This window comes from Acinetobacter terrae (assembly GCF_013004375.1).
Lineage (GTDB): Bacteria > Pseudomonadota > Gammaproteobacteria > Pseudomonadales > Moraxellaceae > Acinetobacter > Acinetobacter terrae.
Map to the genome: position 1 here is coordinate 49566 of NZ_JABERI010000001.1, position 22192 is coordinate 71757.

Sequence of the window (22192 nt, forward strand, 5' to 3'; positions counted from 1 at the left end):
TTATTAATAAATGAAAACTATCAGCTGATAAATTTTAATTATTATTGTGTTACTGGTCGATAGTGCTTAAGTCTAATCTCCTAAAGTCTAGCTTGTGGCTATAAAAAGCTACATGGTACAACTATTAAACAGATCGGATGATGCCTAGCAAAATGAATATCAACGATCAAGGGTAATACAACAATTCAAGTACGATAATTTTCAGTTAAGGAATACGTCATGCCTAAATCAGTACTGGTCATCAATTGCGGCTCTTCATCGATTAAATTTGCATTATTGCTTGAAGATCAAGAATTCCGCATCCATGGTTTGGCTGAAAACTTGGGTACACCTGAAGCTCGGATTAAAGGTGTGACTGTAGGCAATGAACCTGTTGATATTCGTATTCCAAATGCTGATCATAAAGAAGCGCTAGAAGTGGGTTTAGAACGTCTAGCCAACTATAAACCTGACGCAATCGGTCATCGTATTGTGCATGGTGGCACACTCACCAAAGCAGAATTATTGACTGACGACATTATTGAAAAAATCCGTGCAGCAACGCCACTTGCACCGCTGCACAACCCTGCACATCTAGTCGGTATTGAAGCAACCAAGCGTCTATTCCCGGACTTACCGCAAGTGGCTGTATTTGATACCGCATTCCACCAAACCATGCCGGAACACGCTTTCCGTTACGCATTGCCAAAATTCTTATATACAGAGCACAATGTCCGCCGTTACGGTTTCCACGGAACCAGTCACGCCTACGTGTCTGAACGCGGTTCAGAATTGGCAGGCAGCTTTAAACAAGGCGGCTGGTTAACGGCTCACCTCGGTAATGGTAGCTCGACTTGTGCCATTTGGAATGGTCAAAGTGTGGATACCTCTATGGGTCTAACCCCACTTGAAGGCATTGTTATGGGCACCCGTAGCGGTGATGTCGACCCAAGTTTGCATAGCTTCTTGGCTGCTAACCTTGGCTGGGATCTCTATAAAATTGACAAGATGCTTAATAAAGAAAGTGGTTTGCTCGGTTTATCAGACAATCTTTCAAATGACATGCGTACCCTGATTGAAGCATCAGAACAAGGCAATGAAGATGCCACGATTGCTATTGAAGTATTCTGCTACCGTCTCGCTAAATCTCTGGCTGCTTTAAGCTGTGGCTTACCACGTCTTGATGGTCTGTTCTTTACCGGTGGTATTGGCGAAAACTCGGCTTATATCCGCGAAAAAACCATGGCTTACTTACCTCATTTCGGTTTCAAATTAAACAAAGAACAAAACGACAATTTGAAACGCGGAACGGAAGGTCGTATCGATGCCGGTACAGGTCCGCAAATCTGGGTTGTTCCTACCGATGAAGAAGGTCGCATTGCGCAAGAAACTGAGCACGTTGTGAATGAGGTGAGTCAAGCTGCTGCAAAAAAGTTTGAAACCAATGTTGCGATGGCTTAAGCCATCGCACATTTTATGATGCTTATCATTGAATCCTTTTATTTAGAATCAAGCTATGAAAACAATTTTATTAGTTCCAACCGGGGAAGGCGTAGGATTAACTTCAGCCAGTCTAGGCCTAGTTTACGCTTTGGAATGCCAAGGTGTGAAAGCCGGTTTTGTTAAACCTTTTTCACAAGAAAAAAATCAACCAATAGATGGTACAACAGCGCTGTATCGTCATTTATCGAATAGCGAAACGGTTGAACCGATTGCTTATGAAACGCTCATTCAGCGACTGAGTTTGGGTGAAAGTGACGAGTTACTTGAAGAAGCTGTACGCCTGCATCGCCAAATTGCAAAACAGCATGATGTCATTATTGTTGAAGGCTTGGTTCCGACTAGCCGTGACGCTTTTGCATCAGAATTTAATGCAACTTTAGCCAAAGCCCTAGATGCCCAAGTGATTGTGGTGAGCAATGCAGATGTGAATAACCCTGTCGCGACTGCCGACAAAGTGGATACACAATTACGCCATTTAGGCGGTGCTGCCAGTGACCGCACTGCCGGTGTGCTATTTATGCGTACCAAAGGTTTGCCAGAAGATTCTGCACAAATTCCTGTCACGCTAGATCCAAGCCTGCGCCTCATTAGCGATACCAATAAGTTTGTTGCAGCGATTCAAAAAACCCATGCGCATATTGGTTCTGAACATCTTCCAGTGATTGGTTTAGTGCCGTTTAGCAACACCCTGAGTGTTCCGCGCATCTCTGATCTGGCAGCACATATTTCAGCAGAATGGATTAACAAGGGTGAAGCATCACAGCGTCGTGTGTTACACAGCAGTTTAATTGCTTCAAATATTGAACATGAACTGAATAAATTTGTGGCAGGTGAACTGATCATCAGCGCCTCTGACCGTATTGATGTGTTATTGGCAAGTAGCTTGGCAAGTTGCAATGGTATTCCCTTGGCAGGATTAGTCTTGACGGAACACCATGAACCGAATGTAGCCGTTTTAGCATTCTGCCAAGCGGCGATTAAAAATGGCTTGCCGATTCTGCATACCTCATTAAGTACTTTTGAAACTGCACAAAGCCTTTCAAACTTAAGTAATGAAATTCCAGTCGATGATACTGAACGTGCAGAACAGGTGACGCGTTTCGTATCTAGTCACATTAATCTGGATTGGCTGGTACAAATCCTGAATGGTTCATACAAACCACGCTTGTCCCCTTCAGCTTTCCGTCACGAATTGGTTCAAAAATCAATGGCGGCGAAAAAACGTATTGTCCTGCCTGAAGGTGATGAGCCACGTACTATTCAAGCAGCTGCTATTTGCCAATCGCGTGGTATCGCACACTGTGTTTTATTGGCGAAACCTGAAGTTGTAATTGAAGTTGCCAAAGCACGTAATATCGAATTGCCGCACGATCTTGAAATTATTGATCCTGATCTGATTCGTGAAAACTACGTGCCTAAAATGGTTGAACTGCGTAAGGGTAAAATTAACGAATTACAAGCGCGTGAACAACTGCAAGATACCGTTGTGCTGGGTACGATGATGCTGGCACTTGATCAAGTCGATGGACTGGTATCAGGTGCAGTACATACCACTGCCAATACGGTTCGCCCTGCATTCCAGCTGATTAAGACTGCACCAGATTATTCACTGGTATCCTCTGTGTTCTTTATGTTGTTGCCAGATGAAGTCTACGTTTACGGTGACTGTGCAATCAACCCAGATCCTGATGCTGAACAGCTGGCTGAAATTGCAATTCAATCTGCGGATTCAGCAAAAGCCTTTGGTATTGACCCGCGCATTGCCATGATTTCTTACTCAACCGGTACTTCTGGTACGGGCGCAGATGTAGAGAAAGTGGCTGAAGCAACACGGATTGCCAAAGAGCGTCGCCCTGATTTGCTGATTGATGGTCCATTACAATATGACGCGGCATCGGTTGAAAGTGTTGGTCAATCGAAAGCACCGGGTTCTCCTGTTGCAGGCCGTGCCAATGTATTTATTTTCCCTGACTTAAATACCGGTAACACAACCTACAAAGCCGTACAACGTGCTGCGAATGTGGTGAGTGTAGGACCAATGCTGCAAGGTTTAAACAAACCTGTGAATGACTTGTCTCGTGGTGCATTAGTGGATGACATCGTGTTCACGATTGCTTTAACTGCGATTCAGGCGGAACAGCAAGCTGCTCAATAATCCTTAAATTTAAGTTTTCCAAACCATCTGATTGAAAAATTGGGTGGTTTTTTTATGTGGATTTCACATAACCGCCATCATACATATTAAATGGAATAGATTTTAATTTGTTTGTTGATATATTTTCGGTCTATTTATTTCCAAAAAATTTTCAGGTTTAGCTAAATTAGTGAAATCAAATTTACGATATAGACCATGAGCATCAGCAGTTGCTAAAAGAATTCTTCTTAATTCTTCTGATCCACTTTTATCTAATAATGCTTTTATGATTATTTTAGAATAGCCTTTACCACGAAATTCAGCCCCAACATAAATATCCGCAAGATAAGCAAACGTTGCATAGTCTGTAATTGCTCGACCAAAGCCTATTAGTTGATCGTCAAGTAATAATCCAACAGATAATGAATGTTTAATTGCTTTCTGAACTACTTCTTTGGGAATGTCTTTAGACCAATATGTAGTTGTTAAGAATTGATGAACTGTGTCTAGATCTATCTCATTTTTATCATCTGTTATTCTGATATTTTCTACTACTGCATATTCCACTGCTATATGACCTTTTACTAATTATTAAATATGATTAAAATTTTAATCATTGAAATTTAAAAAGTAAAATCAGTAATGATGTAGAGGTTACCCTTGAGAAGAATATCTAATATTCATTCTTTATTTTTTCTAAAATCAACATAATACACCTTATACGAAATGCAGATTTTATTCTGATATAAATCATTTATTTAATGCATATTGAAAAGCCCAATCACCCCTGATTGGGCTTTTTTAATGATTTTCTATGTTCCACATTTTTATTTAGAATTTCTTCATCAATTTTCTTTGCCAACCATACTGTATGTCCTGCACACTCCTTGTCTTCGGCGATCATCTTTACCACTTTAAAACCATGCTGTTTCAATAAAGCTCGATATTCTTCTTGCGACAAACTGGAATGATATAAAGCATCGCCAAACAGATCTCCTATTGCTTCACCATGGCTTGGCCCGCTAGTGAACATCAATACTACTCCCGGTTGGGCATGTTTTTGGAATATCGAAAACATTGCACGCTGATCATCTTGAGTCAAATGAAAAAAACTATCCCACGCTAAAATGCCTTGGAACTTTTGCCCTAAATCCATCTGACGCATGTCTGCCTGAATCCAGCTCTGTTCAGGAAAGTTTTCTTGCGCCATTTCAATCATGACAGCAGAACTATCGACACCCACCACTGGATGACCTTGTGCAATTAAATAGGCTGCAATAGGTTTCGCTGAACCACAGCCTAAATCAAGGATTGTTGAATGTTCTAGAAGGAGTGAAAGAAAATGATCGAGCCATGCTTTTTCATAAAGGAATTGACCACGCAATTCTGTCCAGGCACGTGCATGTTTTTTATAGATTTCAATAATATTTTGCGCAAGTTCAGACTGATCTTTCATTATCAAAGGCTTAGTATTTTTAAAATAGTATACGCAAATTTAGATCCAGATTTGAAGATTTGAAGATTTGAAGATTTGAAGATTTGAAGATTTGAAGATTTGAAGATTTGAAGATTTGAAGATTTGAAGATTTGAAGATTCAGAATGTTTTTATTTTGATAAAATTTAAAGCAAAAAAAAGAAGATAGAGCTTAAGCCTGATCTTCTTTTTGACCGTAAAACCATGTCGCTGCGATATATAAAGAGAAACCAACGACTGAAACTACTGTAGTAATCATACACTTATAACACTCTAGATTTGATCTAGCTCATTATGTAAAAGTTTTATGACAACTTTATGACAATTTCGTCATATTTAATACAACTTGAAATAATAATATTAATTAATAATTCCAATAACTTAACACTAAAAATAAGTTCAAAATATTTTAATTGATGCTTTAAATGTCATATTTACACTGAAATATGACAGCCTTTTGTCATATTTATGACAGAAATCCTCACAAAAATGACCGTTCACTTGAGTTGAAATTTGCTATTAAACTTTCGGCCAAAAAGCAGTCAAAATGCCCACAAAACTTGCTTTTTATCTTATAATTTAGCCCGCTAGCTAACAGCCCGCTCAAGAGATATTTGATATGACAACTATTATCAAGCAAGATGACTTGATCACATCAGTAAAAGATGCGCTTCAGTTCATTTCTTACTATCATCCACAAGACTTCATCCAAGCGATGAGTCGTGCCTATGATCGTGAAGAGAACAAAGCCGCAAAAGATGCTATTGCACAAATCTTAATTAACTCTCGTATGTGTGCAGAAGGCCACCGCCCGATCTGCCAGGATACCGGGATTGTTAACGTATTTCTTGAAGTTGGTTTAGACGTTAAATTTGATTTAACGATGAGCTTAGACGATGCAATTAACGAAGGTGTACGTCAGGGTTATTTAGAAAACTCGAACATTCTTCGCGCATCAGTTTTAGCTGATCCTGCATTTGGCCGTAAAAATACCAAAGACAACACTCCTGCTGTGATCCACTACAAACTCGTACCAGGTAACAAAGTAGACATTACTGTTGCTGCTAAGGGTGGCGGTTCAGAAAACAAATCTAAACTTGCAATGTTGAATCCATCTGATTCAATCGTGGATTGGGTACTTAAAACTGTTCCAACCATGGGTGCAGGCTGGTGTCCTCCTGGTATGCTCGGTATCGGTATTGGTGGTACTGCTGAAAAAGCCATGATGCTTGCAAAAGAAGCATTGATGGAAGAAATCAATATGGACGAATTGCTTCGTCGTGGACCACAAAGCAAAATGGAAGAACTCCGTATCGAGATCTTCGAAAAAGTAAATGCTTTGGGTATTGGCGCGCAAGGTCTTGGTGGTTTAACCACAGTTCTTGATATCAAGATCAAAGACTACCCTTGCCACGCTGCGGGCAAACCAGTCGGTATGATTCCAAACTGTGCTGCAACACGTCATGCACACTTCCAGTTAGATGGTTCAGGTATTGCGCATATTCAAGCGCCTAAACTTTCTGACTACCCAGCGGTAACTTGGGATTCTTCTACTTCTAAACGTGTTGACCTAGACAACATCACTCAAGAAGAAATGAACTCTTGGCAACCAGGTGACACATTACTTCTTAACGGTACAATCTATACCGGTCGTGATGCTGCGCACAAACGTATGGTTGACATGATCAACAACGGTGAAGAATTACCTGTCGATCTTAAAGGTAAATTCATTTACTACGTTGGCCCTGTTGATCCAGTGGGCGACGAAGTGGTTGGTCCTGCAGGTCCAACAACTGCTACACGTATGGACAAATTTACCCGTCAAGTTTTAGAACATACTGGCTTGTTCGGTATGATTGGTAAAGCGGAACGTGGTCCTACGGCTATTGAAGCGATTAAAGACAACAAAGCGACTTACTTGATGGCTGTAGGTGGCGCTGCTTACCTCGTATCTAAAGCTGTTCGTCAAGCTGAAGTGGTTGCATTTGCAGACCTTGGTATGGAAGCAATCTACAAATTTGTGGTTGAAGATATGCCTGTATCTGTTGCAGTAGACGTGAATGGTACATCTATTCATGCAACTGCTCCGAAAATCTGGCAAGCGAAAATTGGTAAAATTCCAGTGGTTGATGCTGCTGCGGTTTAATTTTCCAAAATAAAAAAAGCACCCATTCGGGTGCTTTTTTTATTTCTATAAACAAATATTTCTTACTCAACCAACTGTTAGTCTTCCATTTCAAATCCAGCGATGTGTATTTACCAGGTCATTGGATTCCATAACTTAAATGGTGTGGTCAGTTGCACATCTTCTGCAGGATCATATTTCCCAGGTTTAAGTTTTTGTGCTTTTTTACGCACCTGACCTGTATTTTGATCTTGGGCCACAAAGTTAAAACTTTCCGACTTTAACTGGGTAAATGCAATTTCGTTTAAGCCTGCTTTTTCAGGCACGATCATCAATGGTCCGGAAACTTCACGACGGGTACTTAAATTTTCTTCATCATATTTAATGAAATAAGACTGCCCTGCTTCCACAGTAAAATCTAAATATTTAGGCTTTTGAAAATGCTGTGCACCCAAAGGACGACTGCTCGATAAACGATACGTTCCTGCTGGCAATTCAATCCAGTAATAATGATTATTCAATAAACTAGGAATGCGCTCACTATTAATAAAAAGACTGGATGCCACAATTTCTTGACGATTCCATTTACTATCAGGACGGTACATATACACAATGGCAGCTTGATCATTTTGTGCTTGTACAGGCTGAAAGCGCTGTCCTAATTTTTGATTGACCCACGCACCAATGGTAAACATACCAAGACGGTGCTGCTCAATAAAGCCTGGCTTGCTGTTAAAATCAACAGGTTTTAAGGTAGATGTTACTTGGGCATGTTCAACAGCAGATTTGCCATGACAACCCAATAAAATAATGCTTGCACAGACCGCAATACAGACTCCACGCATGATTTTCCCTCACCGCGTATTTTTTTATTTTTGTACTTATTTAAGCACTTAATTTTTCGCTATATTGATCGCGATATTAATTTTACTTTGTTGATCTTGTTTAGGCGTCCACGCCTAGTGATTGAGATTAACATTCAGTTTTATTTTTGGAAATAAAAAACGTGCGAAAACACAAGTTTTCCGCACGTTTCAGACGAACAGCAAATTAAGCAGATTTAGAATTTACAACTTTCAAATCTACTTTAGGCGCAGCTTCAGTCTCTGCTTTAGGTTGACGCTCTGCCTTTAACTCTGGCTTTCCTTCACCACTAATCACCGCATCATTTACGATCACAGTTCCGACATCGGTACGGCTTGGTAAATCATACATCGTTTCAAGTAAAGAATTTTCCAGGATTGAACGCAGACCACGTGCACCTGTATTACGTTCTAATGCTTTTTTGGCCACAGCACGCAATGCAGAATCTTCAAATACCAAGTCAACATTTTCCATACCGAATAAATATTGGTATTGGCGTATTAAGGCATTCTTCGGCTCAGTCAGAATCTGCATAAGTGCTTCTTCATCCAACTCTTCCAAAGTTGCAATAACCGGTAAACGACCAATGAATTCTGGAATTAAACCAAATTTCACCAAGTCATTTGCTTCCACTTGACGGAATAAATCAGACAATTTTTTAGTTTCGTCTTTTTTCTTCACGTCTGCAGTGAAACCAATACCGCCTTTTTCTTGACGTTGTTGTACGATTTTCTCAAGACCCGAGAATGCACCGCCACAAATGAACAAGATATTCGAGGTATCAATTTGAATGAACTCTTGTTGCGGATGCTTACGACCACCTTGTGGTGGAATTGAAGCAACCGTACCTTCGATCATTTTCAATAATGCTTGCTGAACACCTTCACCTGATACATCACGGGTAATCGACGGGTTTTCAGACTTGCGGGTAATCTTGTCGATTTCATCGATATAGATAATACCCTTTTGCGCTTTTTCTACATCGTAATCCGCTTTTTGCAGAAGTTTCTGTACGATGTTTTCAACGTCTTCACCGACATAACCGGCTTCGGTTAATGTCGTTGCATCTGCCATAGCAAATGGAACATCTAAGAGACGCGCTAAAGTTTGAGCAAGTAAGGTTTTACCTGAACCTGTTGGTCCAACCAAAAGAATATTACTTTTCGCAAGTTCTACAGCATCATCAGGTTTATGACCTGAGTTGGTGACTTTTAAACGTTTGTAATGGTTATAAACCGCAACTGAAAGCGTTTTTTTCGCAACATCTTGACCAATAACATATTGATCAAGCGCAGCACGAATTTCATGTGGTTTTGGCAAAGGTTTAGTTGCCCAATCACCAGATTCGACTTGCTGACTGGTCTGGACTAAATCTAAGCATACGTCCACACACTCATTACAGATGTAAGCGTCCTCACCTGCAATCAGTTTCCCGACTTCAGACTGCGTTTTACCGCAAAATGAACAATGCTTTTGTCCTTGAGGATGTTCGGACATATTCACTCCAATATTAAAATCTGAAAATTATGGACGTTTACTTAACACTTCATCCACGAGACCGTATTCTTTCGCAGCCTGAGCTGTCATAAAGTTGTCACGGTCAGTATCTCTTGCAACAGTTTCATAGTCTTGACCACTATGCTCTGCCATTAAACGGTTTAAGCGTTCTTTGATGAATAGAATTTCACGTGCGTGAATTTCAATATCCGATGCTTGACCACGGAAACCACCAAGTGGTTGGTGAATCATCACACGGGCATTTTCCAAGCAGTAACGCTTGCCTTTGGCACCGGCATTCAACAAGAACGCACCCATAGATGCCGCTTGCCCCATACAATAAGTCACCACATCCGGTTTAATAAACTGCATGGTGTCATAAATTGCCATACCTGCAGTCACCGATCCACCTGGTGAATTAATATAGAGGTGTATATCTTTATCTGGGTTCTCTGCTTCTAAAAACAACATCTGCGCAACAATTAAGTTCGCCATGTTGTCTTCAACTTCACCTGTTAAAAAAATTACACGCTCACGTAAAAGACGTGAAAAAATATCAAAAGAACGCTCACCACGAGACGATTGTTCTACAACCATTGGTACTAAAGCGTTATTAATTGTTGGAACATACATACGTTATTTATTCCTAAATTTTTTGTTACTCAACTCATAGTCACAATATGAGGGATAATTGTCGAAATTGCAAAATATTCCCAATTAAATAACAGATATTTTTTGCATAAGTTTGGTTAATTCAGGACACGTTCAAGATAAGCCAATACATAAAAAAAGGCGCATGATGCGCCTTTTTTCGATCAGCTAAACTTAGCCTTGTTGACGAGCTTGTTGCTCTTTCAACAATTCTTCGTAGCTTACAGCTGTATCAGTCACTTTAGCAGACGCTAAAATGTGATCAACGATTTGATCTTCTAACACAACCGCTTCGATTTGAGCACGTTGCTGTTTGTCATTTTTGAAGTATTCAATAACTTCTGTAGGATCTTCATAAGAAGAGGCCATGTCATTGATATAAGCTTCAACGCGAGCAGGATCAACTTCGATTTTAGCATCAGCTAAAACCTTACTTACCAACACACCCAATTTAACTGCTTTCTCAGCTTGTTCTTTGAACAAGTCATCTGGAAGCATGCTGCTGTCAAATGCTTGCGCACCTTGCGCACCAAACTGTTGAGTGAATTGTTGAATCATTTGTTGACGTTGACGGTCAATTTCTTGAGCCAACATAGACTCAGGAACTTCAACTTCGTTTGCCGCTACAAGCGCGTCAAAAGTCGCAGCTTTAACTTGGTTACGAAGACCGTTTTTCACTTCACGATCCATATTTTTGCGAACGTCAGCTTTTAATTTTTCAACGCCTTCTTCTTCAGTCAAACCAAAGGTTTTCAAGAATTCAGCATCAATTTCTGGAAGTTTTGGTTTTTCAACTTGCTTAACAGTGATTTTGAACTGTGCAGCTTTACCAGCAAGGTTTTCAGCTTGGTAGTCTTCAGGGAAAGTTACATCAATAACTTTCTCTTCGCCTTTCTTCATACCAACGATACCGTCTTCGAAGCCAGGGATCATACGACCAGAACCTAAAACAAGTTTAAAGTCTTCAGCAGCACCGCCTTCAAACTTTTCACCGTCAACAGTACCTTCGAAATCGAAAGTTACTTGCATGTCTTTTTTAGCCATGCCTTTGGTTTCAGCCCAAGCTTGACGTTGTTTTTGAAGGTTTTCAATCATCTGGTCAACGTCTTTGTCGTTAACTTCAGTTGTTTTACGTTCAACTTCCAAAGTGTCAAAAGCTTTCACTTCAACTTCTGGATAAACTTCTACAGTTGCTTGATAAACAAGAGCATCTTCTTTGTTTTCAACTTTATCAATGTTTGGCATGCCAACAGCATTGATTTTTTCTTGCTGAATTGCTTCGAATACTGTGTCACGAATTACATCGTTCACAACTTCTTGATAAATGCCTGCGCCATATTCACGACGTACAACATTTAAAGGCACTTTACCTGGACGGAAGCCGTTGATCTTCACAGTTTTAGCAGTGCGTTTTAAACGAGCTTCAAATTGCTCGTTCACACGGCTCGTCGGTACAGATACATTTAAACGACGGGCAACGCCCGAAACCGCTTCAGAAGTTACTTGCATGGCTTCCTCGATATAGAAATAGTAATTGCAATTTTGAAAGTGTCATATTATATGACAACATTGGAAGATATACAAAACAGGATGATTTAACCATTAAATTTTAAGCTTTCTTCTGATAAAAATCCGTTTTTATTTCAATTTCCTAACACTTTATCTGCCAAATACGCTCATTTTGTATGCGCTTTAGCTAAAAGCGTAAGTTTTCTTAATTTTGAGTACTTAGCTGATTGAGTTAGTGCATCCTAAATTAGAGTTGCATCACTCTTTGTAATTACCAATAAAAAAACGCGCATCAACTTGTAACAATCTTAATCAATGAAAATCACTTTTTTAATTACATGGCAAAATTTATAACTCACAAATGCGACCTTTTAAATCCGGTTCACAATATTCATCCTTCACAACAAAAAAGATGAACTTTGTGTAATTTCATTACAAGGCATCTAGAATAAGGTTTGGTAGCGCTTCGACTTGAGTTAAAATAGTACATTGATAATGAATACAACCTACTCGATGTGAGAAACACGATGTAACATCAAATGAACTATTCGACATCACAAATTGCTTAAAAAATTCTTAACATCAGTATGATTAAAATTCACAATCAAATATTACACATTAACTGTTTTTACAGATATACAAATAAAATCAAAAACTTAAATATAGATAGCAGTATTCTTTTATTCAATATACCACTCAATTAAAGCATAATGATCGTAAACTACAATTTGGATTAATAGTTATACAAAATAAGAATCATTATTATTCTCATACATTTTCACAGTTCACCTTTTGAGTTAGAAATGGCCTTCATAAAAACACGCAAAAAAATCGTATCTTCTGCGATTGTGTCATCACTTTCAGTAATGGCGGGTAATGCAATTGCACAAGATCAAGTGACTCAACTTGATACTATTCGCGCTCAAGCAGAAGCAGAACAAACGCTCAAGGTAGATAAATCTGCGAATTCCAAGTTTGTTGCGCCGCTACTCGATACGCCTAAATCAGTTTCTATCATTTCTAAACAGCTGATTGCCGATACTCAAGTAACAACTTTAAGCGATGCTTTGCGTACTGTGCCTGGTATTACTTTAGGTGCGGGTGAAGGTGGTAACCCAAATGGTGACCGTCCATTTATTCGTGGTTATAACTCTGAAAGTTCAATGTATGTGGATGGTGTGCGTAGCGCAACTTCACAAAACCGTGAAATGTTTGCCGTAGAACAAGTTGAAGTGACTAAAGGTTCTGCATCTGCAATGGGTGGTGCGGGTACCACTGGCGGTAGCATCAACATGATTTCTAAAGTTGCTAAAAAAGGTGACTTCTTAGAAGGTTCTGTTGGTGCAGGTACAGACAATTACCAACGTATTACCTTAGATGGCAATAAAGATTTTGGTAATGGTATTGCCGCACGTGTTGCGGTATTGGGTCACAAAAATGAAAAAGCCGGTCAAGCCGATGGTACTGAATATGCACGTGCTGGTATTGCGCCAAGTATTACTTTTGGTTTGGACACAGCGACTCGTGCAACTTTAAGCTATTACTACTTAAAATCGGACGATACACCTGATTCAGGTATCCCTTATAACAATCCTTTCTCAGCAACCAATAAACCTGCTCGAATTTCCGAAAATGGTAACGGTAAACCGATTGATGTCAAACAAGGTCTATATTACGGCTGGAAAGACCGCGATTTCCAAAAACAGGAAAATCAGATCGGAACAATCAAATTAGAACATGATTTAACTGACAATCTAACCATTAGCAATACTGCTGTGTATGGTAACTCTAAGAATGATTACCTTTGGACCAATCCAGATGATTCAAGAGGTAATTTTTATCAACCTGGCGGTTCTTTAACAGGTAATGTTTGGGCACGTGCAAACTCTCGTGTAGCCGATACCGATACCTTTACTGACCAGCTGGCATTAACTGGTAAGTTCAATACGGGCCCCCTCAAGCATAGTTTTAACTTGGGTGCGGAGTACTCAGATCAGGAAACTGATCGTACCCAATACATTATTGATGGTCTTAACGCTACAGGTAATGCACATAATGCCTGTACGCCTGCCGATATTACTTCGGGCTGGTGTACTTCGGTACAAAACCCTAATCGTGGGCCATGGACAGGTACATTAAGTACCAATGGCGCCGACCGTTACAATATTGAAAGTAAATCAAAATCTGTTTATTTCTTAGATAGCATTGAATTCAATCCACAATGGATTTTAGATTTGGGCGTTCGTTGGGATGACTATTCAACTGAACAAACGATGACTTATGGTGCACGAAATAACTCAGTTACTGGTGCAAACAATACACCGATTACAGCAAATGCAGGTGATAAAGTTACGATCGAAAATGATAAAGACTTTATTAACTATCAGGCTGGTATCACTTTCAAACCTGTTGAGAATGGTAGCATCTATGCAAGTTATGCGACTTCTTCAAATCCAGTCGGTGTAGATGGTGGCGATGGTTCTGAAGGGATTACAGCTGCAATCAACAATCTTAAACCTGAAGAAGTCCGCACCATGGAGTTAGGGACTAAATGGGATGTCTTGAATGACAAACTCAACCTGACTGCAGCTATTTTCCGTACTGAAAAAACCAATACTCGTGCGACCGGAGATGATGGTACGACAAGTAATATTGGTGAAACTCGTGTTGATGGTATTGAATTAGGTGCTAGCGGTAATATCACTGAAAAATGGGCTGTATCTGCTGGTTATACTTATTTAGACAGCGAGTTGGTTGATGGTGGTTATGAAAACATTGGTACTACAGCTGCACCTCTCTATATTTCAAACAGAAGTAATGGTAATCAAGTTCAAAACGTTGCTAAAAATAGCGCTACACTTTGGACCACTTACCAAGTATTACCACAGTTAACATTGGGTGCTGGCGCGGTTGCTATGGATAAAGTCTATGGTAATGCGACTAATACCAAGTTTGTTCCAGGTTACGTACGTTACGATGCCATGGCACGTTACAACGTAAACAAAAATGTTGATTTACAATTGAACGTAAACAACCTGTCTGACGAACGCTACTTCACTAAAGCATATTCTTCACACTATGCAACTGAAGCAGAAGGTCGTAGTGCAGTATTATCTTTAAACTTCAAATACTAAAACCCGCTCAAAAATCCCATAAATTATTTATGGGATTTGATTTTAAATAGCCTCATAATGAGGCTATTTTTATAGCTCAAAGAAATCATTCTTCCAAAGGTGTATTGCCGTGATTCATCATATTCCTAACGTACTGAGTAAAGAACAAGTTCAATATTTTCGTGAAGAAATGAATAAAATTGAATGGGTCAATGGTAAAGTCACTGCAGGTACACTTTCAGCCACCGTCAAACAAAACCAACAACTCCCCGAAGATCTTCCACTGACTCATCACTTAAGTACGATTATTTTAGAATCATTAGGACAACATCCATTATTCCTGTCTGCGGCTATTCCTTTAGACATCATTCCGCCCCTGTTTAACCGTTATGAAAACAATGAAGCCTTTGGCTTTCATGTCGACAATTCGATTCGTCGAATCCGAGGAACAAATGAACGTTTACGTACCGACCTGTCCTGTACTGTTTTTTTGAGCGAACCAGATGAATATGAAGGTGGGGATTTAGTCGTAGAAGACACTTATGGCTACCATGAAGTTAAACTTCCTGCCGGTGACATGATTCTCTACCCTTCCACCAGTTTGCATGAAGTCACGCCAGTAACCTCAGGTTGCCGTATTGCATCATTCTTTTGGGTGCAAAGCATGATTCGTGATGAAGCAGAACGTCATATGTTATTCAATCTTGATCAAAGCATTCAGAACCTGCGTATGCAGTTGGGTGATCAACATGATGAAGTGATCAAGCTAACCAATCTTTATCATAATTTAATGCGTAAATGGGCTGAGCTTTAATTCTTTTAACCCCCAAAAATTAAATGGGCGGTCGAGATTTTATATCGGCTAGCCCAGTCAATGACTTATAAATATAAGAATTTCTGTTTTATCTGTGAGTCAGATTTGACTGTCATCGGATCGTTTTCTTTGAGCATGATTGCTTTATCTAATTAATAAACTTGAATTAAGTCATATTTCCATCCCTTTTCATCACAATTAAACACTCACCACCATTGTTAATGATAATTATTATCATTATAATTCGCATAAATTGTTACAGGCCATAACAATATCTCCGCTTTTGCTGCTATTTTGCCGACTTTAAAAGTTGCAAGGCAGTAATGGAATTCTGTCATATACGATATTAGGGATTAGCTACAATGGCACAGATTAAAAGCCGTAAACACAATCGAAATGCTCAACTGGTTGCTTTAGCTGCATCTCTCCCCCTGATGGCTCATGCAGCTAATACACAAGATGTCACTCAACTTCCAACCATTACCGTGAAATCAGATGCAGAAAATAAATATAAAGCGGATAAGCTAAGTTCGCCTAAATATACTCAGCCTCTGGTCGATACCCCACAAACAGTTTCAGTGATTAAAAAAGAATTATTAAAAGAACAAGGTGCAACGTCCCTAGTTGAAGCTTTAAGAAATACCCCAGGAATTACCCTGCAACTCGGTGAAAATGGCAATACCAGTGCAGGTGATGCTTTCCAAATGCGTGGGTTTTCAACTCAAACATCAACTTATGTCGATGGTATTCGTGATCTGGGTGCTGTTACTCGGGATGTATTTAACCTGGAACAGATTGAAGTAGTCAAAGGCCCTTCTGGTGCAGAAGCAGGACGTGGATCGGCATCGGGTTATATTAATCTGGCTACAAAACTTCCTCAGACTGAAAATAGCCAAGAAGTTTCTGCAACTTATAATACGGCTGAACATGCACGCCTGACTGCCGATATGAACCAAGTGATTAATAGTGGTACTGCTTTTCGCTTAAATGCGATGGGACAAGACGGCGGTGTTGAAGGTCGGGATTACCTTGAAAACAATAGCTGGGCAATTGCTCCTTCGATTGCCTTTGGCTTAGATACCGATACACGTCTGTATCTCTATTCGCAGCATATTCGTCAACGTAATATTCCAGACGGCGGTATCCCGACTGTAGGGATGAAGGGTTTTTACAATGCAGATTCAGCTTTAAGTTCAGCACCTAAAGTAAACCGTGAAAATTATTATGGTCATGTGGATGATCATGAAGATGTTGATGCGGATATGTTCACGGCAAAAATCGAAAGTGATCTGGCTGAAAATGTAAAACTGACCAATATTACCCGTTTGGGCAAAACTCATATGCAACGTGTATTAACCGGGATTAATACACTTAGCACCAACAGTTCAACCAATCCTAATGACTGGACAGTGAGCCGTTCTCGCCAAGGGGTGGATCAGGAAAATAAAATTCTCGCCAACCAGACGACTTTAAATTTAAATTTAAAAACGGGAGCGATTGAACATGACGTCGTTGCGGGTCTAGAGTTTTTAAAAGAACAGCAATATAACAAAACCATGGCAACGCAAATGCCTGGGCAAACCCCTGTTACTCCGACTGCAGCCAGCTTATACAACCCTGATCGCAACCAAGTACTCCCAAGCTTAGTGTATACGGGTGGCTACACCAATGGTGAAACGGATACTGCTGCCGCTTATTTATTTGACACGCTTAAATTCAGTGATCGTTTCCAACTCAATGGTGGTGTACGTGTCGATTATTATGATACTGAATATGATGCTTTGACTTTGCCATCGGGCAGCGGTAGCTTGGTGCCTGCCAATTTTGGTGCGCACGATACTTTGGTCAGCTGGAAAGTGGGTGGTTTATTTAAGCCAACCACATTTAGCAGTGTCTATGCCTCTTATGCAAAATCACTAACGCCTCCGGGAAGTGCGAATTTCACTTTGTCTGAAACAGGTGCAAACAGCTCGGCAGCTGAACCTCAAGAAACCCATCATTATGAAATTGGTACGAAATGGGACTTGCTTGAAGGCAAATTGGCGTTGAATGCTGCAGCTTACCGTACTGAAAACGAAAACCAGTTTACGATTGATTCCATTACTCAACTCTCGGTACAAGAAGGTAAAAAACGCGTTGATGGAGTAGAGCTCAGTGCAGTAGGACAAATCACCGATGTGTGGAATGTTTCAGCCGGTGTTGCTCATATGAAAGTGAAACAGCTGAATCAACAAACGGCAACTGCAACAACAGTAGCTGAACGCTGGTCACCCGAGTGGACTGCAAGTTTATGGTCTACTTATGATGTTGCAGGCTTTAAACTGGGCTTAGGTGCACGTTATGTTGATGATCAAAAGCGTGTGATTACAGACAGCACTGCAGCAGCGAATATGCCAAGCATTCCGGGTTATGTGGTATTTGATGCCATGGCCGGTTATACCCTCAATAAAAATGCCTCTGTAAACTTGAATGTCTATAATCTGGCAGATAAAGAATACATCAGCACCTTAAATAATGGTGGTGGTCGTGTTGTATTGGGGCAACCGCGTTCTGCAGCCTTAACCTTTAACTATAAGTTTTAAGCAATTCGCTAAGTATTAGCAGATTGAGTATAAATGTAGTGTGTTAGAGCTAACGCACTACATTATTTTTATTTTTGGGCCTTAACAATTCAAGGGATGCAGATAAAGCGGATGATGTTACATATTCCTGAAATTTTAACCAAACAGCAGGTTGCCGAATTACGCCAGCAATTGGATGCGAGTCATGCCTGGGTTCATGGTCAGCAAAGCGCAGGCTTTCAGGCTCAAAAAATAAAAAATAATCTGCAAATCGATGTGAACAGCATTATTTATCAGTCCCTTTCTCCCAAAATACTGCAAGCCTTACAGCGAAATGCTCAGGTCAAATCTGCGGCACTGCCCAAACACATGCTCTCACCTTTATTTAACTGCTATCAAGATGATGGCCATTATGGCAATCATGTCGATAATGCGGTGCAATATTCAGATGCTACAGGACACGCGATTCGTACCGACGTTTCAATCACGCTGTTTTTGTCTGAACCTGATGAATACGAAGGTGGTGAACTGATTATTGAAGATAATTATGGCAGTCATGAAGTAAAGCTAGATGCTGGCGATGCCATTCTCTACCCAGCTACAAGCTTGCATCGGGTTGAACCGGTCACTCATGGCAAACGGGTTGCAGCTTTTACCTGGTTACAAAGTATGGTGAAAGATGACTGGCAACGCAGTATGTTATTTAACCTAGATATGACCATTATGAAACTACGACTACAAGTGGGCGATTCGGAAGAAATCATCAGCTTAACCAGTCATTATCATAATTTATTGCGCCAATGGGGCGATCTATGAAACCGATTACGCCACTTGATCCCTTCAACCAAATTCCAGCACATTTACAAACACTAGCCGATTACGAACAACAGGCTGAAAAACACCTTCCAGAAAGTACCTGGCATTACTTGCAAGGCGGTGCCATGGATGAAGTCAGCGTTCAGGAAAACCTAGATCAGTTTAAAAAAATCCAGCTCATTCCCAGACATTTAAACGACCTGACTCAAGGCAATACCGCATGTGAAATTTTGGGACAAACATTTCCACATCCTATTTTTCTGGCACCGATTGGTCATCAACAACTTTTTCATGCCGACGGTGAACTGGCGACTGCCTTAGCAGCTGAAGTTTTACACAGCAATCTGATTTTAAGTACCTTTAGCAATACCGATATGCGTAGCGTCAAAGCTGAAAATCCTTATAAATGGTTTCAGCTTTACTGGCAAGGCGATCGTGAAAAATCATTGGCACTGGTTAAACTCGCTGAACAGCAAAATTTCAAAGCTCTGGTGATTACGATAGATTCACCGCATAGCGGTATTCGCGATCGTGAAAGACGTGTGTTTTTCCAGTTACCTGAAGGTATGCAACATCCGCATACCCCTGCGCATATTCCCCTGCCTGAAATTGGTGAAGATCAACACCCTGTATTTAACGGCTTAATGCAGATTGCCCCGAAATGGCAGGACATTGAATGGATTATTGCAAACACTTCTTTGCCGGTCATTTTAAAAGGTGTTGTTCATCCCAAAGATGCTGAGCGTGCAGTTCAATCTGGCGTGCAAGGACTGATTATTTCCAATCATGGGGGGCGGGTTTTAGATAGCTGTATTTCGCCACTCACTGCCCTGCAGCGGATTAAAGCAGTTGTGCCTCAGGATTTCCCTTTAATTGTCGATGGTGGAATTCGTCGTGGAAGCGATATTTTTAAAGCCATTGCTTTAGGTGCAACAGCAGTCTGTATTGGTCGACCTTATATTCATGGTTTAGCAGTTGCCGGTGCTTTAGGCGTTGCCCATGTGATTAAAATCTTGAAGGAAGAATTTGAAATCACGATGGCTTTAGCGGGAACTGCGACATTAAACCAGATTACTTCCGACTATATTTTTCATAAATAGCTTAATTAAAGGAAAATATTTTCTATAAAGCTGTTGTAAACGCAAAAATAGAAAATTATTTTCGGAATAAGTGGATTAATATTTAGTTATAGATTTGCAAGTGCTGCGATAAAGCTAAGTCGTAATAATTTATCAATATTTTACGACTTTCGACTAAAGTACCCGAAGCATTGCTTGTAAATGGTTAGAATAGACACAATCTATATTCGTAGTACGTTGCCGTTATCCACGATTAAAAGCAATGCATGCTACACAAGGAGTTACCTCATGATGTTGGCTGATCCAAGTAAAAAATATCGTCGCATGTATCAACGTGTAGACTTGCCAGACCGTCAATGGCCAAATAATGAAATCAATCAAGCGCCAATTTGGATGAGCACCGACCTTCGTGACGGTAACCAGGCAATTTTCGAACCGATGGATATGGAACAGAAATTTAAAATGTTCCAGATGTTGGTGAAAATCGGCTTTAAACATATTGAAATTGGTTTCCCTTCTGCATCGCAAATTGACTTTGATTTCACCCGTAAATTGATTGAAGAAAATCATATTCCAGATGACGTTTACATTGAAGTTTTGGTTCAGGCGCGTGATCATTTGATCCAACGTACTTTCGAATCATTGGTTGGTGCAAAACGCGCGATCGTGCATATCTACAATTCAAACTCACCGACTTTCCGTCAAAAAGTCTTGAATGTTGATGTTGCCGGTGCAAAACAGTTAGCGGTAAATGCTGCGACTAAAGTGAAAGAATATGCAGCGCAATATCCTGAAACTGAATGGGTATTCCAATACAGTCCAGAATGTTTCACTGCAACCGAATTAGAAGTGGCAAAAGATGTCTGTGATGCTGTGACTGAAATCTGGGAAGCATCACCGACAAACAAAGTGATTTTAAACTTGCCTGCAACGGTTGAAGTTTCAGGTCCGCATGTGTATGCCGACCAAATTGAATGGATGCACCGCAACATTCAACGTCGTGATGGTGTGATTATTTCTGTTCACTGTCACAATGACCGTGGCTGTGGTATTGCAGCTTCTGAATTGGCAATTATGGCCGGTGCTGACCGTGTGGAAGGCTGTGTGTTTGGTAATGGCGAACGTACAGGTAACGTGGACGTTGCAGCAATTGCATTGAACATGTACACCCAAGGTGTTGCACCAAACTTGGACTTCTCCAATATCAATGAAATTATTGCCACTGTTGAAGAATGCACTGGCTTGCCCGTTCACCCGCGTCATCCGTATGCAGGCGACTTGGTGTTCACCGCATTCTCTGGTTCGCATCAAGATGCGATCAAGAAAGGTTTCGAGTTCCAGAAGAACCAAGAAATGTGGGATATGCCTTACTTGCCAATCGATCCTAAAGATTTAGGTCGTGACTATGACGCCGTGATTCGTGTCAATTCACAGTCAGGTAAAGGCGGTATTTCTTACTTGTTAGAATCAAATTACAACGTGGTCTTGCCGCGCCGTTTACAAATTGAATTCTCACAAGCGGTTCAACAAGTGACAGATGAACAGGCGAAAGAAGTTTCAGCACAAGATATCTGGGCTTTGTTCAAACAGAATTATGTTGCAACCAAAGATGGGCATTATTCTACCAAAAACTACAAATTGTCTGATGAAAATGGCAATCAAGTGATTGAGCTAGATATCGAAATTAACGGTGAAAATCAACACTTGCGTGGTGAAGGTAACGGTCCAATTTCTGCAATCTTGAATGCATTGCAATTGCCAATTGACGTGTTGAACTATGAAGAACGTAGCATTGGCTCGGGTGCGCATGCCAAAGCATTGGCTTTAATTGAACTTCAAGTAAAAGGCACGGGTAAATCTGCATTCGGTGCGGGTGTTCACGACAATATTGTGACGGCTTCAATCGAAGCGATTATTGCCTGCACCAACCGTTTAATCGAGCAAGGTGTACTGAGTACAGAACAGGTTGTTGCAGCTGCGGTATAAGTATTAGCAATAATATTTAGCACTAAAATGACTTTAGAAGGATACCCTCAAGTGGTATCCTTTTGTTTATACATCCTAAAGATTTA

At 40.4% G+C, this 22192-nt stretch carries 15 protein-coding genes; 9 read left to right on the forward strand and 6 right to left on the reverse strand.

Annotated elements, in window-relative coordinates:
• Positions 1 to 219: 219 nt before the first annotated feature.
• Entirely contained in the window at positions 220 to 1440 is a 1221-nt protein-coding gene (locus HLH14_RS00215) for an acetate/propionate family kinase (RefSeq protein WP_067721879.1), read from the forward strand.
• 55 nt (positions 1441 to 1495) lie between these two features.
• On the forward strand, positions 1496 to 3637 hold the full coding sequence (gene pta, locus HLH14_RS00220; protein ID WP_067721881.1) for a phosphate acetyltransferase: 2142 nt from the start codon (positions 1496 to 1498) through the stop codon (positions 3635 to 3637).
• A 102-nt stretch (positions 3638 to 3739) separates the two neighbouring features.
• On the opposite strand, the gene HLH14_RS00225 is transcribed toward pta, so the two are convergent.
• Together HLH14_RS00225 and HLH14_RS00230 are read right to left on the reverse strand one after the other, a co-directional pair.
• Positions 3740 to 4183, reverse strand: coding sequence for a GNAT family N-acetyltransferase (locus HLH14_RS00225; RefSeq protein ID WP_067721883.1), 444 nt, complete (start codon positions 4181 to 4183; stop codon positions 3740 to 3742).
• A gap of 214 nt (positions 4184 to 4397) precedes the next feature.
• Positions 4398 to 5072 carry a class I SAM-dependent methyltransferase gene (locus tag HLH14_RS00230; RefSeq protein ID WP_067721885.1) on the reverse strand — a complete coding sequence of 225 codons (675 nt, stop codon included), beginning with the start codon at positions 5070 to 5072 and terminating at the stop codon, positions 4398 to 4400.
• Between the two features lie 638 nt (positions 5073 to 5710).
• Here HLH14_RS00230 and HLH14_RS00235 point away from each other — a divergent pair.
• Positions 5711 to 7237, forward strand: coding sequence for a fumarate hydratase (locus HLH14_RS00235; RefSeq protein ID WP_067721886.1), 1527 nt, complete (start codon positions 5711 to 5713; stop codon positions 7235 to 7237).
• A 110-nt stretch (positions 7238 to 7347) separates the two neighbouring features.
• On the opposite strand, the gene HLH14_RS00240 is transcribed toward HLH14_RS00235, so the two are convergent.
• The 4 genes from HLH14_RS00240 to tig all read right to left on the reverse strand — a co-directional run bounded on the left by HLH14_RS00240 (position 7348) and on the right by tig (position 11737).
• The gene (locus HLH14_RS00240) at positions 7348 to 8061 is read right to left on the reverse strand and encodes a DUF2846 domain-containing protein (protein ID WP_067721888.1); all 714 of its coding nucleotides are present in this window, start codon (positions 8059 to 8061) and stop codon (positions 7348 to 7350) included.
• Positions 8062 to 8266: 205 nt separating this feature from the next.
• Entirely contained in the window at positions 8267 to 9577 is a 1311-nt protein-coding gene (gene clpX, locus HLH14_RS00245) for an ATP-dependent protease ATP-binding subunit ClpX (protein ID WP_067721893.1), read from the reverse strand.
• Between the two features lie 27 nt (positions 9578 to 9604).
• Complete coding sequence (clpP, locus tag HLH14_RS00250; protein WP_067721895.1) at positions 9605 to 10210, reverse strand: ATP-dependent Clp endopeptidase proteolytic subunit ClpP; 606 nt, start codon at positions 10208 to 10210, stop codon at positions 9605 to 9607.
• Between the two features lie 192 nt (positions 10211 to 10402).
• Entirely contained in the window at positions 10403 to 11737 is a 1335-nt protein-coding gene (gene tig / locus HLH14_RS00255; protein ID WP_067721897.1) for a trigger factor, read from the reverse strand.
• An 803-nt stretch (positions 11738 to 12540) separates the two neighbouring features.
• Between tig and HLH14_RS00260 the strand changes: the two genes are divergently transcribed.
• The 6 genes from HLH14_RS00260 (at position 12541) to leuA (ending at position 22106) form a co-directional block, all read left to right on the forward strand.
• A complete protein-coding gene (locus HLH14_RS00260; protein ID WP_067721899.1) occupies positions 12541 to 14871 on the forward strand; it encodes a TonB-dependent receptor in 2331 nt (776 codons plus the stop codon).
• Positions 14872 to 14980: 109 nt separating this feature from the next.
• Positions 14981 to 15664 (forward strand): Fe2+-dependent dioxygenase, encoded by a 684-nt coding sequence (locus tag HLH14_RS00265; protein ID WP_067721901.1) that lies wholly within the window; start codon positions 14981 to 14983, stop codon positions 15662 to 15664.
• Positions 15665 to 16026: 362 nt separating this feature from the next.
• On the forward strand, positions 16027 to 18246 hold the full coding sequence (locus HLH14_RS00270) for a catecholate siderophore receptor Fiu (protein WP_067721903.1): 2220 nt from the start codon (positions 16027 to 16029) through the stop codon (positions 18244 to 18246).
• Positions 18247 to 18357: 111 nt separating this feature from the next.
• Positions 18358 to 19041, forward strand: a complete 684-nt coding sequence (locus tag HLH14_RS00275; protein ID WP_067721905.1) for a Fe2+-dependent dioxygenase — start codon at positions 18358 to 18360, stop codon at positions 19039 to 19041.
• On the forward strand, positions 19038 to 20141 hold the full coding sequence (locus HLH14_RS00280) for an alpha-hydroxy acid oxidase (RefSeq protein ID WP_067721906.1): 1104 nt from the start codon (positions 19038 to 19040) through the stop codon (positions 20139 to 20141). Before HLH14_RS00275 ends, HLH14_RS00280 begins: the two co-directional genes overlap by 4 nt.
• Positions 20142 to 20408: 267 nt before the next feature.
• Positions 20409 to 22106 (forward strand): 2-isopropylmalate synthase, encoded by a 1698-nt coding sequence (gene leuA, locus HLH14_RS00285; RefSeq protein ID WP_067721908.1) that lies wholly within the window; start codon positions 20409 to 20411, stop codon positions 22104 to 22106.
• Positions 22107 to 22192: the final 86 nt, after the last annotated feature.

What these genes read in the sequence shown, in the direction of transcription:
- HLH14_RS00215 (WP_067721879.1), top strand. Translation starts at nt 220, where the DNA reads ATGCCTAAATCAGTACTGGTCATCAATTGCGGCTCTTCATCGATTAAA.
- pta (WP_067721881.1), top strand. Translation starts at nt 1,496, where the DNA reads ATGAAAACAATTTTATTAGTTCCAACCGGGGAAGGCGTAGGATTAACT.
- HLH14_RS00230 (WP_067721885.1), bottom strand. Translation starts at nt 5,072, where the DNA reads ATGAAAGATCAGTCTGAACTTGCGCAAAATATTATTGAAATCTATAAA.
- HLH14_RS00235 (WP_067721886.1), top strand. Translation starts at nt 5,711, where the DNA reads ATGACAACTATTATCAAGCAAGATGACTTGATCACATCAGTAAAAGAT.
- HLH14_RS00240 (WP_067721888.1), bottom strand. Translation starts at nt 8,061, where the DNA reads ATGCGTGGAGTCTGTATTGCGGTCTGTGCAAGCATTATTTTATTGGGT.
- clpX (WP_067721893.1), bottom strand. Translation starts at nt 9,577, where the DNA reads ATGTCCGAACATCCTCAAGGACAAAAGCATTGTTCATTTTGCGGTAAA.
- clpP (WP_067721895.1), bottom strand. Translation starts at nt 10,210, where the DNA reads ATGTATGTTCCAACAATTAATAACGCTTTAGTACCAATGGTTGTAGAA.
- tig (WP_067721897.1), bottom strand. Translation starts at nt 11,737, where the DNA reads ATGCAAGTAACTTCTGAAGCGGTTTCGGGCGTTGCCCGTCGTTTAAAT.
- HLH14_RS00260 (WP_067721899.1), top strand. Translation starts at nt 12,541, where the DNA reads ATGGCCTTCATAAAAACACGCAAAAAAATCGTATCTTCTGCGATTGTG.
- HLH14_RS00270 (WP_067721903.1), top strand. Translation starts at nt 16,027, where the DNA reads ATGGCACAGATTAAAAGCCGTAAACACAATCGAAATGCTCAACTGGTT.
- HLH14_RS00275 (WP_067721905.1), top strand. Translation starts at nt 18,358, where the DNA reads ATGATGTTACATATTCCTGAAATTTTAACCAAACAGCAGGTTGCCGAA.
- HLH14_RS00280 (WP_067721906.1), top strand. Translation starts at nt 19,038, where the DNA reads ATGAAACCGATTACGCCACTTGATCCCTTCAACCAAATTCCAGCACAT.
- leuA (WP_067721908.1), top strand. Translation starts at nt 20,409, where the DNA reads ATGATGTTGGCTGATCCAAGTAAAAAATATCGTCGCATGTATCAACGT.